Origin of the sequence: Streptomyces sp. NPDC093109, assembly GCF_040701725.1 — a bacterium.
Classification (GTDB): domain Bacteria; phylum Actinomycetota; class Actinomycetes; order Streptomycetales; family Streptomycetaceae; genus Streptomyces.
Genome location: NZ_JBFBEZ010000016.1, coordinates 58,727 through 74,482 on the forward strand (window position 1 = coordinate 58,727; position 15,756 = coordinate 74,482).

Annotated in this window: 15 protein-coding genes; 8 read left to right on the forward strand and 7 right to left on the reverse strand. The window is 70.4% G+C overall.

Features of this window, described 5'->3' with window-relative positions:
- Window positions 1-122: 122 nt before the first annotated feature.
- The gene (locus tag AB0389_RS17450; RefSeq protein ID WP_366396269.1) at window positions 123-707 is read left to right on the forward strand and encodes a Uma2 family endonuclease; all 585 of its coding nucleotides are present in this window, start codon (window positions 123-125) and stop codon (window positions 705-707) included.
- Here AB0389_RS17450 and AB0389_RS17455 read toward each other — a convergent pair.
- Window positions 700-1,359, reverse strand: a complete 660-nt coding sequence (locus AB0389_RS17455; protein ID WP_366396370.1) for an HAD-IA family hydrolase — start codon at window positions 1,357-1,359, stop codon at window positions 700-702. The two genes, AB0389_RS17450 and AB0389_RS17455, sit on opposite strands and share 8 nt — an antisense overlap.
- A gap of 145 nt (window positions 1,360-1,504) precedes the next feature.
- On the opposite strand from AB0389_RS17455, the gene AB0389_RS17460 reads away from it, so the two are divergent.
- From AB0389_RS17460 to AB0389_RS17470, 3 genes are all read left to right on the forward strand, one after another.
- Window positions 1,505-1,846, forward strand: a complete 342-nt coding sequence (locus AB0389_RS17460) for an STAS domain-containing protein (RefSeq protein WP_366396270.1) — start codon at window positions 1,505-1,507, stop codon at window positions 1,844-1,846.
- A gap of 1,217 nt (window positions 1,847-3,063) precedes the next feature.
- Window positions 3,064-3,312 carry a hypothetical protein gene (locus AB0389_RS17465; RefSeq protein WP_366396271.1) on the forward strand — a complete coding sequence of 83 codons (249 nt, stop codon included), beginning with the start codon at window positions 3,064-3,066 and terminating at the stop codon, window positions 3,310-3,312.
- Window positions 3,296-3,634 (forward strand): hypothetical protein, encoded by a 339-nt coding sequence (locus tag AB0389_RS17470; protein ID WP_366396272.1) that lies wholly within the window; start codon window positions 3,296-3,298, stop codon window positions 3,632-3,634. Before AB0389_RS17465 ends, AB0389_RS17470 begins: the two co-directional genes overlap by 17 nt.
- A 19-nt stretch (window positions 3,635-3,653) precedes the next feature.
- Here the strand turns inward: AB0389_RS17470 and AB0389_RS17475 are convergent, their stop codons facing one another.
- The 3 genes from AB0389_RS17475 to AB0389_RS17485 all read right to left on the reverse strand — a co-directional run bounded on the left by AB0389_RS17475 (window position 3,654) and on the right by AB0389_RS17485 (window position 4,956).
- Window positions 3,654-3,851 (reverse strand): DUF397 domain-containing protein, encoded by a 198-nt coding sequence (locus AB0389_RS17475; protein ID WP_366396273.1) that lies wholly within the window; start codon window positions 3,849-3,851, stop codon window positions 3,654-3,656.
- Between the two features lie 83 nt (window positions 3,852-3,934).
- A complete protein-coding gene (locus tag AB0389_RS17480; protein ID WP_366396274.1) occupies window positions 3,935-4,132 on the reverse strand; it encodes a DUF397 domain-containing protein in 198 nt (65 codons plus the stop codon).
- Window positions 4,111-4,956, reverse strand: coding sequence for a helix-turn-helix transcriptional regulator (locus AB0389_RS17485; protein WP_366396275.1), 846 nt, complete (start codon window positions 4,954-4,956; stop codon window positions 4,111-4,113). The genes AB0389_RS17480 and AB0389_RS17485 overlap by 22 nt, the downstream gene beginning before the upstream one ends.
- A 172-nt stretch (window positions 4,957-5,128) precedes the next feature.
- On the opposite strand from AB0389_RS17485, the gene AB0389_RS17490 reads away from it, so the two are divergent.
- Together AB0389_RS17490 and AB0389_RS17495 are read left to right on the forward strand one after the other, a co-directional pair.
- A complete protein-coding gene (locus AB0389_RS17490; protein ID WP_366396276.1) occupies window positions 5,129-5,578 on the forward strand; it encodes a hypothetical protein in 450 nt (149 codons plus the stop codon).
- Between the two features lie 164 nt (window positions 5,579-5,742).
- On the forward strand, window positions 5,743-9,195 hold the full coding sequence (locus tag AB0389_RS17495; RefSeq protein ID WP_366396277.1) for a S8 family serine peptidase: 3,453 nt from the start codon (window positions 5,743-5,745) through the stop codon (window positions 9,193-9,195).
- 84 nt (window positions 9,196-9,279) lie between these two features.
- Here the strand turns inward: AB0389_RS17495 and nadA are convergent, their stop codons facing one another.
- On the reverse strand, window positions 9,280-10,464 hold the full coding sequence (gene nadA / locus AB0389_RS17500; protein ID WP_366396278.1) for a quinolinate synthase NadA: 1,185 nt from the start codon (window positions 10,462-10,464) through the stop codon (window positions 9,280-9,282).
- 266 nt (window positions 10,465-10,730) lie between these two features.
- Here nadA and AB0389_RS17505 point away from each other — a divergent pair, with 266 nt between their 5' ends.
- The gene (locus tag AB0389_RS17505; protein WP_023542295.1) at window positions 10,731-11,087 is read left to right on the forward strand and encodes an iron-sulfur cluster assembly accessory protein; all 357 of its coding nucleotides are present in this window, start codon (window positions 10,731-10,733) and stop codon (window positions 11,085-11,087) included.
- A gap of 135 nt (window positions 11,088-11,222) precedes the next feature.
- Here AB0389_RS17505 and AB0389_RS17510 read toward each other — a convergent pair whose 3' ends face one another.
- Complete coding sequence (locus AB0389_RS17510) at window positions 11,223-12,848, reverse strand: hypothetical protein (protein ID WP_366396279.1); 1,626 nt, start codon at window positions 12,846-12,848, stop codon at window positions 11,223-11,225.
- Window positions 12,849-13,072: 224 nt separating this feature from the next.
- Here AB0389_RS17510 and AB0389_RS17515 point away from each other — a divergent pair, with 224 nt between their 5' ends.
- Window positions 13,073-14,059 (forward strand): carbohydrate kinase family protein, encoded by a 987-nt coding sequence (locus AB0389_RS17515; RefSeq protein ID WP_366396280.1) that lies wholly within the window; start codon window positions 13,073-13,075, stop codon window positions 14,057-14,059.
- A 49-nt stretch (window positions 14,060-14,108) separates the two neighbouring features.
- On the opposite strand, the gene AB0389_RS17520 is transcribed toward AB0389_RS17515, so the two are convergent.
- The gene (locus AB0389_RS17520; protein WP_366396281.1) at window positions 14,109-15,551 is read right to left on the reverse strand and encodes an aminotransferase class V-fold PLP-dependent enzyme; all 1,443 of its coding nucleotides are present in this window, start codon (window positions 15,549-15,551) and stop codon (window positions 14,109-14,111) included.
- Window positions 15,552-15,756: the final 205 nt, after the last annotated feature.

Consider the following 15,756-nt stretch of genomic DNA (forward strand, 5'->3'; position numbering starts at 1 on the left):
TGACGCGGGTCTGACGCGGGTCTGACCTGCGGGGATACCCATTCGGGTGAACGGGATCGGTGGACGGCCACCGGTCCCGTTCGGCATGCTGGGATCGGTGACGCAAACGAATGGAGACCGCCATGAGCGCACTCACTGTCGACCACGGCCCTGAGCAGGGCTGGGACGACCTCGTCCGTCTCTGGAAAGAGAAGGACGCACCCGAGGGCTGCAAGGTGGAGATCATCGAGGGGATCATCACCGTGTCACCGTCGCCGTCCTGGGACCACAATTCAACGGCATACCTGCTGCTGCTCCGTCTCGCAAGCGTCATTCCGGGGAACTGGAGAGTCTTTCAGACGCAGGAAGCAGCGGTACCGGGTCGCAAGGGCCTTTACATCCCCGACCTCATGGTGGCGTCGCAGGCGGACCGGTCCGCACCCGGGGAAATCTTCCCGGCTAGCCGGGCGAAGCTCGTCGTTGAGATCACCTCACGCGGCAACGCCCACCATGATCGGATCGCCAAGGCGCACGGCTACGCCCAGGCGGGAGTTCCGCTCTATCTGCTGCTGGACCCGTGGGCGTCGGATTCTCCGACAGCCACGCTCTACGGCGACCCCGAGGGCGGCACGTACCGCATGCTCGAAACGGTCGCGTACGGGGGCAAGCTCACCCTCCCCGCCCCCTTCGACCTGGCGATCGACACGGCGGAGTTCCCCGTCAGCTGACGGGGCGCACGGCCCGGCTCCGCCCCACCCCCAGCAGCCGCGGCAGCTCCCGCATGTCCTCGAAGACCACCGTGCCCGGCCCGGCCAGCCGGTGCGCGGCGGTCAGGCCGCCCGCGTAACCGAACGCCGCCATCCCCGCCGCCCGAGCCGCAGTCACCCCGTACGGGCTGTCCTCCACCACCACACAGCGCGCCGGAGCCACGCCCAGCGAGCGGGCCGCGTGCAGGAAGAGATCGGGCGCGGGCTTGCCCACGGCGACATCGGCGGCGCTGAAGATACGGTCCTCAGCGAAGTGGTGACGCAGGCCGGTGGTGGTCAGATTGCGCCGGATGTTGGCGTGCCCGCCGTTGGAGGCAAGGCAGAACGGCAGGTCGAGCGCTTCGAGCGCGTCCGCGACCCCGTCGATCGCCAACAGGTCGGTGGCGAGCGCCTCTTCGTAGAGATGGTCGTACGCCTTGTACCACTCCGGCGCGAGGGCCCGCCCGAGCCGCTCCTCGATGAGAGCGTTCCGGACGGCGAAGGACGAGCCGACGAAGGTGGAGACCACCTCCTCCTCGGTGAAGTCACAGCCCAGTTCGGCCATCACCCGCACGTCGATCTTCACGCAGATGCGCTCGCTGTCCACGAGGACACCGTCGCAGTCGAAAATCACCAGCTCGACAGGCTCGACAGGCTCGACAGGCTCGACAGGCTCGACAGGCTCGACAGGTTCATGCGTCATGGTCATGTTCAGCAGCGTACGGGCCGGTCCTTGAGCTGCTGCGATGAGTTTTGGCAGTGTGACCGGTCTCCCACCCGTGGATGTCACAGAACCGATCCTGCTCGTCATCGCCGGCCACGTCACGCCCGCCGACGTACCGAGGCTCTGCGCCGACCTGGGCGCGAAGCTGGCCGCCGCCGACCGGGGCGAGGTGATCTGCGACGTGGGCGGCCTCGTCCAACCGGGCCTGGCGGCCGTCGAGGTACTGGCCCGGCTCCGACTGGCGGCCCGCAGACAGGGGTGCGGGTTCCGACTGCGCGGGGAGGGGCGGGAGCTGCGGCTGCTGCTGGAGCTGGTAGGGCTGGTGGGGTTGGAGGAGCGGGAGAAGCTGAGTGGCCCGAGCGGCACGACGCAGGCCGATGACGGAGCGGACCCCTGAGCACGGCCGAGTGAGGGCGCCGGTGGGCTGGGCGGCTGACGGTCCGCTGCTTGCTGAGACTCATGCCCCGCTGGTCTCGGTGGGATTGTCGGGTGCGGGTCAGAGCGGTGTTGAGTGGTGTGGGTGGGTGGCGGGGGTTGTTGGGTGTGGGGCCGCCCCTCCTGGTGTGAGTTTCGCGCTTCCGGGCCGGGTGTCAAGGGCGCTCCTCCGTCGCGTCGGCTGCGCCGATTCCGCTGCGCTCCACCCTGGACACCCGGCCCTCCAGCGCAAGTGCGGGTGTGGGAGGGGCGGCCGGGGGGAGGGGGTTGCCCGGGGGACCGGCTGTTCTGCCGCTCGGTTCAGGGTCAGGCGGCCCGGTGGACCCTGCGGGGCCACGCGGCAGAGGAGAGGGGCGGTCCGACACCGGCTCAGCGGCCAACGGTCCGTTGCCGGTTGCGACACCTGCCCCGCTGGTCACCGTGGAGTGGGGGCAGGGTCTGCTGGGACGTGTGTGGCGACAAGTGGGCTCCCAAGGCGGTCTTCGCGCCGAGGAGTGCGTCTAACGCACCTCAGGACACATGTGCCGTCCAGAGAGGCCCTCAATCCTCCGTCAAACCGTCCCGTATGGGACATGTTGACGGGGGTGGGGGGCTTGATCCCGACGACTGTGACGTTGCAGTCGTCTGACGTGCCGGAAGTGGCTCTAACGTCGCACTCCCTGCTCCCGCCCCCGGGCACCGCCCGGAGACCCCCGGCCCCCGGACCGGCCCGAGGACCCGGCCGGACAGCAACTCCCGTCCAGCTCCCGGGCACCACAGCGCAACGGTGACCAGCGGGGCATGAGTGCCGACCAACAGGCGGCCGTCAGCCGCCGAGACGAGCCGGGCCGCCCCATTGAAAGTGTGCGCAGCCCCGCAGGGCCCACCGGGCCGCCGGACCCTGAGCCGAGTGGTAGGACAGCGGACCTCCTGGGCCCCCCTCACCCCCCGGCCGCCCCTCCCGCACCCGCACTTGCGACTCCGGGACAGGTGTCAAGGGTGTAGCGAAGCGAAATCGGCGCAGCCGACGCGACGCAGGAGCGCCCTTTACACCTGTCACGGAGTCGCGATACTCACAGCAGGAGGGGCGGCCCCCTTCCCCACGGCCCGCGCCACCGGCCCACCCCCGACATGCCACCCACGGGCGGCCTGCTCGGCTCCCCCTGCCGGGCCCGATCGCGGGCTGGCAGGCTGGGGGCTATGAGGATCGCCACCGCCCAGTTCGCCTGCGTCCCCGCCGACGTAACCGCCAATGTGCGGCGCATGGCCGCCCTCGCCGGTGAGCTGGTCACCACGTACCGGAAGCACAACCACGCCGGGCCAGCGGGTCCGTGGACCGGCTGTGGCCGCTCCGCCGTGTGGGCCCCGGGCGGTGGCCTCCTGGCGGAGGCGGATACGGATACGGTGGTCGTCGCCGAGATCGGACAGGGCCATGGTTCCACCCGATAGGACACCCGCCACGCGGCCCTTCACCCCGGACCAGGCCATCGACATCGTCTGCGCGCGGTACGGCACCCCCGCCGAACTGCACGTCCACGAGTTCGACATCGGCTACCTCGTGTACGCGGCGTCCCCGCGCCCCGCCGACGCCACCGGCCGGCTGCGGCCCGCCCCACCGGGCGGAGCCAAGATCGTGGTGTCGAAGACGACCGGCGAAACCGTCACCGTCCCCAACTACCCGACCGAGCAGGCCATCGCCCTATACCGGAAGAACCTCACCGGTCTCACCGGTGCCTCAGACCCGTCCCGGGGCGGTGCCGGGACGGGCTGAGCTGCGGAATTGCCGGGCTCTATGCCTTGAGGGTGGCGATGAACGTGGTCCAGGTGGCGGCCGGGATCATGAGGGTGGGGCCGGTGGGGTTCTTGCTGTCGCGTACGGGGACGACGCCGGGGAAGTCCTCGGTGATCTCGACGCATTCGCCCCCGTTGGTGTTGCTGTAGCTGCTCTTGCGCCAGCACGCGTTGCTCAGCTTGAGGGTGTGTCGCATGGCTCGTGGTCCTCCGCTCCGTTGCCTTCAGCCCGTCCCGGGGTGGTGACTGGGGACGGGCTGAGCTGTGGAATTGCCGGGCTCTACGCCTTGAGGGTGGCGATGAACGTGGTCCAGGTGGCGGCCGGGATCATGAGGGCGGGGCCGGTGGGGTTCTTGCTGTCGCGTACGGGGACGACGCCGGGGAAGTCCTCGGTGATCTCGACGCAGTTGCCCCCGTTGGTGTTGCTGTGGCTGCTCTTGCGCCATTGAGCCGCGCTCAGTTCGGGGGTGTGTTGCATGGTTTGTAGTCCTCCATTGCCTTCCGGATCAGCGTCGCCGACTCCGTAGGCGAGAGAGCCGTGGCGCGTAGTGCTTCGTACTGTCGCCGCCACTTTTTCACCGCGTCCCGGTCCTCGTAGAGGTGGCCGGCCTCGATGCCCTCTTCGTAGGCCACAGCGGAGCCGTCGGGGCTTGTTAGTAGGGTCAGTGCGCCGCTCATCAGGGAGTGTGGGCCTGCGCTGAATGGCATCACCTGAACCAGGCTGTCACGATTATCCACCTGCTCCAGCAGCCGGGCCAGTTGTTTGAAGGTGCACTCTCTGCTGCCGATCTGTCGTCGCAGTACAGACTCGTCGATGATGGCCCAGCGGCGCGGAGGGTTTTCCGATCGCTGTCGCTCCTGCCGGGACATCCGGGCGGCAACCCGCTCTTCGACTTGTTCCCTTGTCAGGTCTTTCTGGCAGCTGAGTAGCACGCGAGCGTACGACTCAGTCTGTAGCGGGCCAGGTACGACCTGCGGCTCGTAGTTCTCGATGATTTCGGCCTGCGACTCGAAGTCCATGAAGCGCCGGTACTGGTCCGGATGCGCCTCCCGCTTCGCCAGTTGGTACAGCCCATGGAACAGCCCGTCCGTCCCCAGCGCCGCATCCAGCCTGCTCGGCAGGTCCGGCGGCGGCATCAGCTCGGCCGTCTCAATGCGCGCGAGCGCGCTCTTGCTGGAGTTCACGACCTCCGCGAGCTGGATGAGCGACAGGTTCGCGCGCTCGCGGTGGCGGCGTTGTTCTGAGCCGAAGTAGTGGCGGGCGGAGACGTACGGGGTCAGTGACTGTGGCTGGAACTTCATGGGTCTCACCTGTTCGAGTTGCCGATTCATCCCGTTCTCAACGCTGGGACGGGCCGCCCCTGTTGATGCCATGCGTCGCAGTGTGACGATGGTGGCACACACCGTAACGGTCGATGTGTGTGCTTTCCAGCCCCCGAAATCGGGTCCCGAACACGACAGGAGCGGATAGAGCATGTGCCCCAGTACGACGAGTGAAGCGAGTCCCGGATCCCACCCCCAAGCCCCCCTGCGGTTGCTGCCGTGGACGAACGACGACGGGAAGCGGTGCTACCTCAGCCCGGACGGGCCCGACAGCCGGATGTCCCGGTTGGCCGACGATGTCGAGGAGGATCTGCTTCTCTCGGCCGAGTGGCTGCTTGAGGACGCCGGGCCGCTGGTCGGGTCGCTGGCCAAGAAGCCGCACGACGCCGACGCCGACGCCGACGCCGACGCCGGCACCAGCACTGGCACCGGCGTCGATGCCGATGCCGACGCCAACGTTGGCGCCAACGTCGGCGCCAACGTCGACATCGACGCCGCCCAGCTGTCCCGCATGCTCCTCAGCCTCGTCAACGCTCTTCGCGTGACCCTGCGGATCGCCGAAAGCCGGGGCGGGCGGCTGGAGTTCGCGCGGGTTGAGTGACCGGGTGGGGGGCGCCCGGCAGGCGCCGTTCAGGCGGCGGCGTCGTGTTATCGATCCGTGACCACTTGGGCCAGCGTTGATCACATTCCCGCACCACCCTTCGTCTCACCCCCCCCAGTGGGACTCCCGACGGGGACCCCAACAGGAAGGCTGGTGCAGCTTTGATGCGCAGACCCAGTGGTTACCGCGCGAGTGTCATCGCCGTCGCGGTGGCACTCGCGGCCGGCACGGTGACCGGAGCCGTCGCCGCGTCGCCCGACGGCGTTCGCGGCTTAGAGCCGGGAGCGAGCCAGGGGCCGGGCGGCCCGACCCCCGGCCTGACACCAGGCCCGACCCCCGGCCCGCGCAAGGCCACCGTCACACTGATCACCGGCGACCGCGTCGACGTGGACGCCAAGGGCCAGGTGACCTCCGTACGGCCCGGCGAGGGCCGCGAGCACATCCCGGTGTCGGTCCAGCGGGCGCAGGACCGGACGTACGTGATCCCCGCCGACGCCGTGCGGCTGGTCGGGGACGGCACGGTCGACCGGCGGCTGTTCGATGTGACCGGTCTGTTCGAGGACGGCTTCGACGACGACCGGCGCGAGAACCTCCCGCTGATCGTCGCCCACCCCAAGGACACCGAGGGTTCCAAGGGCTCCGCAGGCTCCGCGAAGGCCAGGCTGAAGGCCGAGGCGAAGACGGATGTCGCGGAGGCCGGTGCGACGGTGGAGCGCAACCTCCCCTCGCTGAACGGCGAAGCCGTCTCCGTCCCGAAGGACGACGCCTCGGACGTGTGGGACGCGCTGACCACGGAGAAGTCCGAACTCCGCGCCGCCGCCCCCGGCGTCAGCCGCGTATGGCTGGACGGCCGCCGGCAGGTGAACCTGGACAAGAGCGTGCCGCAGATCGGCGCGCCCACCGCCTGGGAGGCCGGTTACGACGGCGATGGTGTGAAGGTCGCCGTCATCGATACCGGCGTGGACCAGACCCACCCAGACCTCGCGGACGCCGAGATCGCGGAGATGGACTTCACCGACGACGGCGACTCGGTGGACTACATGGGGCACGGCACCCACGTGGCCTCCACCATCGCGGGCAGCGGCGCCAAGTCCGCGGGTGCCTACAAGGGCGTGGCACCCAAGTCGAGGATCCTCGACGCCAAGGTGTTCGACCGCTACGGGTACGCCTCCGACTCGGGCATCATCGGCGCCATGCAGTGGGCGTCCGACCAGGGCGCCAAGGTCGCGAACATGAGCCTGGGCGGCTACGACGACGTGGAGATCGACCCGCTGGAAGAGGCGGTCGATTCCCTCTCCGCGAGCAGCGGCATCCTGTTCGTCATCTCGGCGGGCAACGACGGTCCCGGCGCCGGGACCATCGGTTCGCCCGGCAGCGCGGCTTCCGCCCTCACGGTCGGCGCGGTGGACCGCAACGACGAGATCGCCGACTTCTCCAGTGTCGGCCCCACCGCCGACGGCTCGCTGAAGCCGGACATCACCGCTCCCGGCGTGGGAATCGTCGCGGCCAAGGCGGCCAAGGGGCGGATCGGTACTCCGGCGGGTGACGGCTACGTCGCCATGGACGGTACGTCGATGGCGGCGCCGCATGTCGCGGGCGCGGCGGCCATCGTCGCGCAGCGGCACCCGGACTGGACCGGCGAGCGGATCAAGCAGGCGCTCACCGCCTCGGCCTTCGGCAACCCCGGGCTGACGGTCTACCAGCAGGGCACCGGCCGGGTCGAGGTGGCCAAGGCCATCGAGCAGACGGTCGTCACCGAGCAGACCTCGGTCAACTTCGGTCTCCAGCGCTGGACACCGACCGGATCCGACCCGGTGACGAAGGAGATCACCTACCGCAACGACGGGACCGAGGCGGTCACCCTCGACCTCAGGACGGAGGCGCTCGGCCCGGACGGCAAGGCCGCGCCCGACGGACTGTTCACGGTCGACTCCGCACACATCACCGTGGCGCCCGGCGCCACGAAGCGGATCGCGCTGACCGCCGACACCCGCCTCAGCTCGCGGTACGGCGGCTTCTCCGGCTCCGTGGTGGCGACGGTCGCCTCAAGCGGGCAGCCTTCCTCAAGCGATCGGAGCGCCTCAAGCGATCAGACCGTACGGACCGCCTTCGGGGTCATCCGTGAGCCCGAGTCGTACGACGTCACGATGGACGTGATCGACGCGAACGGTGATCCGGCCGAGGCGATGCCCACGTTCATCAGCCACGACACCACCCGGGAGTCCTACCAGCAGTGGACCGGCAGCGGCCGGCTCGTCTTCCGCGTCCCCAAGGGTGAGTACCTGGTGGACGCTCCCGTCTTCACCCCGGACGGCGAGCGCGGGATCCGGGTCGCGATGCTGACCCAGCAGCGGCTCGCCGTCACCGACGACATGCGGATCGTCTTCGACGCGCGGGACGCCAAGCCGTTCGACATCACCGCGCCGGAGGCCACCAAGGAGGACGGCGGGACGGTCGCCTGGTACAACGAGAGGGAGGACGGCGGCGGCGAGTTCAGCCGTTTCATGACGGACTCGCTGGACGTGCTCTCGGCCGCCTCGGTCGGTGACACGGTGAACAAGGGGTTCCAGGCACAGGTCAGTGCCACGCGGAGAGCGGGCGCGGATCAGTACACGCTGCTCTACACCCGTGAAGGCCGTATGTTCGACGGCTTCACGCATCAGGCCGAGGAGAGCGAACTCGCCGTGATCACGGCGGACATGGGCGTCTCGGCGGAGAACAAGGTGGGCGCGATCCACCCGATGTGGTCCAACCACGTCATGGGCATCGGATCGCTCACCGTCGGCCTGTTCCCGCTTCCCCTCAGCTCGAAGCAGTACGTCACCACCCCGCCCGGCTACCGATGGTCCTTCGGCGCCGGACAGGTCCCCGCCGACGAGGAGTACGACGGTTCGAACGAGGTGCTCTTCGACGCCGCGGCGTCGAAGAGGTACGAGGCGGGGAAGGCGTACGGGCTCACGCTCAACGTGGGTGTCTTCAGCCCGACCATGCGGAACGGGTTCGCGGCGCGCGCGGCGGATATCGCGATGATCTGCGCTCCGGTCTACTCCGACCACGAGGGCCGTGCCGGATACACCCGAGGTGCCGAGAACAGCACCGTGATGACGGCGGACGACAAGACGGTGTACGAGGGGGACAACCCCGAGTGCACCTTCGCCACGGGTCTGCCCGACGCGTCCGCCGCGTACACGCTGCGCACCGAGTCCTCGCGCGGCACCGACATCGCCGGGGTCAGCACCCGGGTCCGGGCAGCCTGGACGTTCCGGTCCGCGTCGCCGGGGAACGAGCAGGTGAACCTGCCGCTCTCCACCCTGACCTTCGCGCCGAAGCTGAACCTGGCCAGCACGGCCGCGGCGGGCACGAAGCTGACGGTGCCGCTCTCCGTCGACGGCTACGCGGCGGGCAGCGGCGTGGGCGTCAAGTCCCTTGAGGTCGAGGCGTCCTACGACGGCGGCAAGACCTGGGTGAAGGCCCCCGTCACCACCGAGGGCGCCGAGCGCACGGTCACCCTGGACCACCCGGCGTCCGCCACGTCCGTCTCCCTCAAGGGCGCGCTGACGGACACCGAGGGCAACGGTTACGAGGTGACCATCACCGACGCGTACCTGCTGAAGTAGCAGACGAGTACGCCCCCGGAGCCGCAAACCACCGGCTCCGGGGGCGTACTGACGTACCCACGCGCCCCCGTACCCACGCGCCCGCTACGGCAGCGCCAGCATCCGCTCCAGCGCCAGCTGCGCGAAGTCCGCCGTCTCCTTGTCGACCTCGATGACGTTGATCTCGTTCCCCTCCGCCAGCGACTCCAGCGTCCACACCAGGTGCGGCAGGTCGATGCGGTTCATCGTGGAGCAGAAGCAGACCGTCCTGTCGAGGAAGACGATCTCCTTGCCCTCCGGGGCGAAACGATTTGCCAGGCGCTGTACGAGGTTCAGCTCCGTGCCGATCGCCCACTTCGAGCCGGCCGGGGCCGCCTCCAGGGCCTTGATGATGTACTCCGTCGAGCCGACGTAGTCCGCCGCCGCCACGACCTCGTTCTTGCACTCCGGGTGCACCAGTACGTTCACGCCGGGGATCCGCTCCCGTACCTCGCGCACCGACTCCACCGAGAAGCGGCCGTGCACCGAGCAGTGGCCGCGCCACAGGATCATCTTGGCGTCGCGCAGCTGCTGCGCGGTCAGTCCGCCGTTCGGCTTGTGCGGGTTGTAGAGGACGCAGTCGTCGAGCGACATCCCCAGGTCCCGGACCGCGGTGTTGCGCCCCAGGTGCTGGTCCGGCAGGAAGAGCACCTGCTCGCCCTGCTCGAAGGCCCAGGTCAGGGCGCGATCGGCGTTCGAGGAGGTACAGATCGTGCCGCCGTGCTTGCCGGTGAAGGCCTTGATGTCGGCGGACGAGTTCATGTACGAGACGGGTACCACCCGGTCGGCTATGCCGGCCTCGGTCAGCACGTCCCAGCACTCCGCGACCTGCTCGGCCGTGGCCATGTCGGCCATGGAGCAGCCGGCGGCCAGGTCGGGCAGGACGACCTTCTGGTCGTCGGTGGTGAGGATGTCCGCCGACTCGGCCATGAAGTGGACACCGCAGAAGACGATGTACTCGGCCGCCGGCCGGGCCGCCGCGTCCTTCGCCAGCTTGAAGGAGTCGCCCGTGACATCCGCGAACTGGATGACCTCGTCGCGCTGGTAGTGGTGGCCGAGGATGAAGACCTTGTCCCCGAGCTTCTCCTTCGCCGCGCGGGCGCGCGCCACCAGATCCGGGTCCGACGGGGAGGGCAGGTCGCCGGGGCACTCCACGCCGCGCTCGCTGCGCGGGTCGGCCCCGCGGCCGAGGAGCAGCAGGGCGAGAGGGGTCGGCTGGACATCGAGGTCCACGGACTGGGTGGTGGTCACGGCACGCACCTTTTCTTCTCTACGGACGAAGGACGCAGCCTTTTCGTCTAAATGACGCTATCTATCATAGCCGGTTCACGTCACTTTGACGATGCCGATAGCGTCGATGTGACGCATTCCGAAGGCAGGGCCGGTGTGCGAGCATGAACGGGGAAAGCAACGTCGGGAATGCAGGTGCCGGCGCCCCGGAATGAATCCGTGGCCGCCCCGGTTGCACTGTCGGCAAGGTGTCCGCAAGCAGTCCGTACAACCCGGGAGACAAGCAGATGTCCGTATCGGACGAGACCACCACCGTGAGCGACGGCATCCTCCTGTCCGACGCTGCCGCCGGCAAGGTCAAGGCCCTGCTCGACCAGGAAGGGCGGGACGACCTCGCGCTGCGTGTCGCGGTTCAGCCCGGCGGCTGCTCCGGCCTGCGCTACCAGCTCTTCTTCGACGAGCGCTCGCTCGACGGCGACGTCGTGAAGGACTTCGGCGGCGTCAAGGTCGTCACCGACCGGATGAGCGCCCCGTACCTGGGCGGCGCCTCCATCGACTTCGTCGACACGATCGAGAAGCAGGGCTTCACGATCGACAACCCGAACGCGTCGGGCTCCTGCGCCTGCGGCGACTCCTTCAGCTAAACCGGCACCAGCTGCATCGCACCAGCCTGCGTCGCACGCCGAGCACACGGAAGGCGGCGGCCCCACCCGGGACCGCCGCCTTCCGCGCGCTCGGCGTCCGCTCGGAGCCGGCTTCGCGTCCGCTCAGCCGCGCGCTCAGCCGCGCGCGATCTTCTCGCCCGTCTCCGCGTCCACCACCGGCCGCTTGTCCAGCGGCTTGTCCAGCGTCACCGTCACGGACTGCTCCTTGGCGAGCGCGATGCACACCCGGTCCGGGTCCGGGTACGACACCAGCAGCTTCACCTTCACCGCCGTACCGCTCTCGTCCGCCTGCGGCGTGTAGCGGGCGCACACCCCGCCCATGAAGTGGAGCGTCAGCTTCCGGCCGTCCCCGTCCGCGCTGTTCACGGTGTACGTCCGGATGGCGCCCGAGGAGGTGGCGGGCGCGGGCGCCGGCTTCGACAGGTACTCCGGCGCCACCGCCGGGTGCGTGACCGTGTACGACGGCGCGTCGCCGCCCGGGGCCACCTCGAACAGCCAGGACGGTACGAGCGTGCCCCGGCCCTCCACCGACCGCACCGCGAGCCCGAAGACCGCCTTGTCGATCTCCACCGCCCGCGCCGTCCGCGGCTTCGACGGCCCGCACAGGGCGGTGGGGCCGTCGTCGGCCTTGGCGCCCTCCAGCGGCACCGCTGTCGCACAGCCGCCGGTCCGGCCCGTACCGGCCCCCTCTGCGGCCTTGTTCAGCGCCTTGAGGGCCGCGTCCGCGCCGATCACCGGGTACGCGTCGCTCCGCACCGGCTCCGCCAACTGCCCGCTGCCGCCGATGACCTGGCCGTCCGTACCCACCTGGATCCCCGTCGACCAGCCGTACGTGGGCAGGCCGCCGATCACCGGGTCCGCGTTCACCACCCGCGTCGAGCCCATCAACTGCTTGGCGTCCAGGTCCGCGTCGGCCTGGCCGAGCGCCTTGAGCACCGGCGCCGCCGCCTTCTTGGCCGCCGCCTCACTGACCGCCGAACCCGCGCTCCCGCCCGCGCTGCCGCCCGAGCCGCCGACCTCGCTCGCGCGCGATCCGCTGTCCGGACACGCCTTGCCCTTCAGGCAGTTGTCGCTGCCCGACCGCGCGGTCTGTGCGTAGGTCCAGGTCCCCGGCGCCTGCTTCGCGACATTCAGCACCGGGCCCGAGCCGTCCTTGTCCGGACCGATCTTCCAGGCCGCCCCGTCCTGCTTCGGCGTCCCCGTCAGCCCCAGCGCCTTCGCCAGCCGCGCCACATCGGCCGCGGTGACCTCGCCGCTCGTACGGTAGACACGCGCCGAGTCCGGGCCGTCGGGCAGCTTGCCCTTGGCGCGGTACGTGACCCCGCCCGGGTCGGGCTCGCCCACCGCGATGCCCTGCGGCGCCGACGGGTCCGAGGAGCCGACCGACGAGGCCGGGGAGCCCGGAGCGCCCGGCGCGCCCTTCGGCGGGGCGACCGCGTCGTCGAGCGTCAGCAGGGGCGGCCCGCCGTCGCCGTCCTTGCCGCTGCCACCCGAACCGCCGGCCTCCGTACCCGTGCCCGTACCCGTACCCGTACCCATGCCCTTGGCGCCCTCCGTGCCGCTGCTGCCACCGAAGGCGTTCGTCGCGAAGTACGCGCCCCCGCCCCCGGCCATCAGAACCGCCGCCGCCACCGTGGCGACCGCGACCCGGGGCCGCCGGGGCCGCCAACGGCCGGCGGCGCTCCCGCTTTCGCCCGCGGTATCTGCTGGGCTCTCGTTCGGCCGCTCGGTGCTGGTCACCGCTGCTCCTTCGGCTGCGTGTCAATGCTCGGGTCACTGCTCAGTGCCATCGATGCCCCCATGGATAACGCGGAGCGTAACGGATGCGGCACCCTGCGTATCTCCATGGTTTCCCGTATCCCTCCCTATGGGGGAACAACCGTTTGACGGAAAGAGGAGGGACCCGGTTCCCGAACGGGTAGCGTGAACTGTCAACCGTTCTCCTCACCAGGAGCGTTCACGCCGTGCGAATCGCAGTCACCGGCTCCATCGCAACCGACCATCTGATGACCTTTCCCGGCCGTTTCGCCGACCAGCTGGTCGCCGATCAGCTGCACACGGTCTCCCTCTCCTTCCTGGTCGACAACCTAGAGGTGCGACGGGGCGGTGTCGGCGCGAACATCTGCTTCGGCATGGGCCAGCTGGGCACCCGGCCGCTGCTGGTCGGCGCGGCAGGCCAGGACTTCGACGAGTACCGCGCCTGGCTGGACCGGCACGGCGTCGACACCGAGTCCGTCCGGATCTCCGAGGTGCTCCACACGGCCCGCTTCGTCTGTACGACGGACGCCGACCACAACCAGATCGGCTCCTTCTACGCGGGCGCCATGAGCGAGGCCCGGCAGATCGAGCTGAAGAAGGTCGCGGACCGCGTCGGCGGGCTCGACCTGGTGCTGATCGGCGCGGACGACCCCGAGGGCATGCTCCGCCACACGGAGGAGTGCCGGGCCCGCGGCATCCCGTTCGCCGCCGACTTCTCGCAGCAGATCGCGCGCATGGACGGCCAGGAGATCCGCATCCTGCTCGACGGTGCGACGTATCTCTTCTCCAACGAGTACGAGAAGGGGCTCATCGAGTCCAAGACCGGCTGGACCGACGCCGAGATCCTGTCCCGGGTCGGCCACCGCGTCACCACCCTCGGCAAGAACGGCGTCCGGATCGACCGCGTCGGCGAGGAGCCGATCGTGGTCGGCTGCCCGGAGGAGAACGCCAAGGCCGACCCGACCGGCGTCGGCGACGCGTTCCGCGCGGGCTTCCTCTCCGGGCTCGCCTGGGGCGTCGGCCTGGAGCGCGCCGCGCAGGTCGGCTGCATGCTCGCGACGCTCGTCATCGAGACGGTCGGCACCCAGGAGTACACCCTGCACCGGACCCACTTCATGGAGCGCTTCACCAAGCAGTACGGGCACGACGCGGCGGCCGAGGTCCACGGCCACCTGCCCGAGACGGCCGTCTGACCCCCGCCCCACGGCAACCGCCCCACGCAACAGCCCTACGGCAGCAGCCCTACGACAACCGGCGGACCACGTACGCGACCGCGCCCCCGTCGCCGTGGTCCGCCGGCCGCTCGCCCACGTACTCCTGGCCGCGCATCTCGCACCACGCGGGGATGTCCAGCCGGGCGGCGGCGTCGTCCGAGAGCACCGTCACCGTGCCGCCCACCGGCACCTCGCCGAAGATCTTCGCCAGCTCGATCACCGGGATCGGACAGCGCCGCCCCAGCGCGTCCACCACCAGCTCCTCCGCCTCGGCCGCCCCATCCGCCGCCGCCCCATCCGCCGCCGCCACCGGCCCGGACACCGCCGCCCCGCCCGCCGCCGGCGCGCCCAGCCGCTCCCGTACCCCCGCCACCACGCCCGGCAGCACCTCCAGGAAGCGGTCCACGTCCGCCTCCGGCGTGCCCGGCGGCAGCGAGACCCTGACATTGCCCTCCGAGAGCACCCCCATCGCCCGCAGCACATGACTGGGCGTCAGGGTGCTGCTCGTGCAGGACGAGCCGGAGGAGACCGAGAAGTCCGCCCGGTCCAGCTCGTGCAGCAGCGCCTCCCCGTCCACGTAGAGGCACGAGAACGTGACGAGATGGGGGAGCCGGCGCACCGGATCGCCCACCACCTCGACCTCCGGCACCAGCTCGGGCACGCTGGCCCTGATCCGGTCGACCAGGGCCCGCAGCCGCAGTGCCTCGGCCGCCGCCTCCGCCCGTACCGCCCGCAGCGACGCGGCGGCGGCCACGATCGCCGGGATGTTCTCGAAGCCGGGGGTACGGCCCGACTCCCGCTCGTCGGCCGGTCCCTGCGGGGCGAACCGCACGCCCTTGCGTACGGCCAGCAGCCCGACGCCCGCCGGGCCGCCCCACTTGTGCGCGCTCGCGGCCAGCAGCGACCAGGCGCCCTCCACCGGGCCCCAGCCCAGCGACTGCGCCGCGTCCACCAGCAGCGGAACGCCCCGGCTGCGGCAGAGTTCGGCGACCTCGGCGACCGGCTGCTCCGTCCCCACCTCGTGGTTGGCGGACTGGAGACACGCCAGGGCGGTGTCCGCGCGCAGCGCCTCCGCGTACGCCGCCGGTGCCACCGCGCCGTACCGGTCCACCGGCACCTCGCTCACCGCGCCACCGGTCGCCCGCCCGTGGGCCGCCGCCGCGTGCAGCACCGACGAGTGCTCCACCGCCGATACGGCCACATGGAGCCCGACACGCCGACGCCCGGCGAGGGCGCCCGCGATTCCGGAGTGCACCGCCGACGTCCCCGAAGGAGTGAAAACCAGCTCGTCGGGGCGGCAGCCCACGGACTCGGCGGCGGCCTCCCTGGCCGCGTCCAGCAGCAGCCCGGCGCGCCTGCCCTCCCGGTAGAGCCGGGCGGGATCCGCCCACCCCTCGTCCAGGGACGCCTGGAGGGCCTGACGGGCGACGGGGTGCAGCGGGGCCGAGGACGCGGTGTCGAAGTAGGGCACGCCGTCACGCTAACGCGCGGACCCGGAGGGAGCGTCAGGAGTCTGCCCCGCGCGGTCGGTCGGCGGGGCCGGACCAGCGGCGGAATGGGCTCGTCCATCCCTTCGGGGGTCGGGCGGCGCGTTGGGCACCCTCCCCGCACGACCTGAAATCGCGTCCAGTAGGGTTTGGTCCGCATAAACATCCAAACCCCTGCCCGCGTCAGGG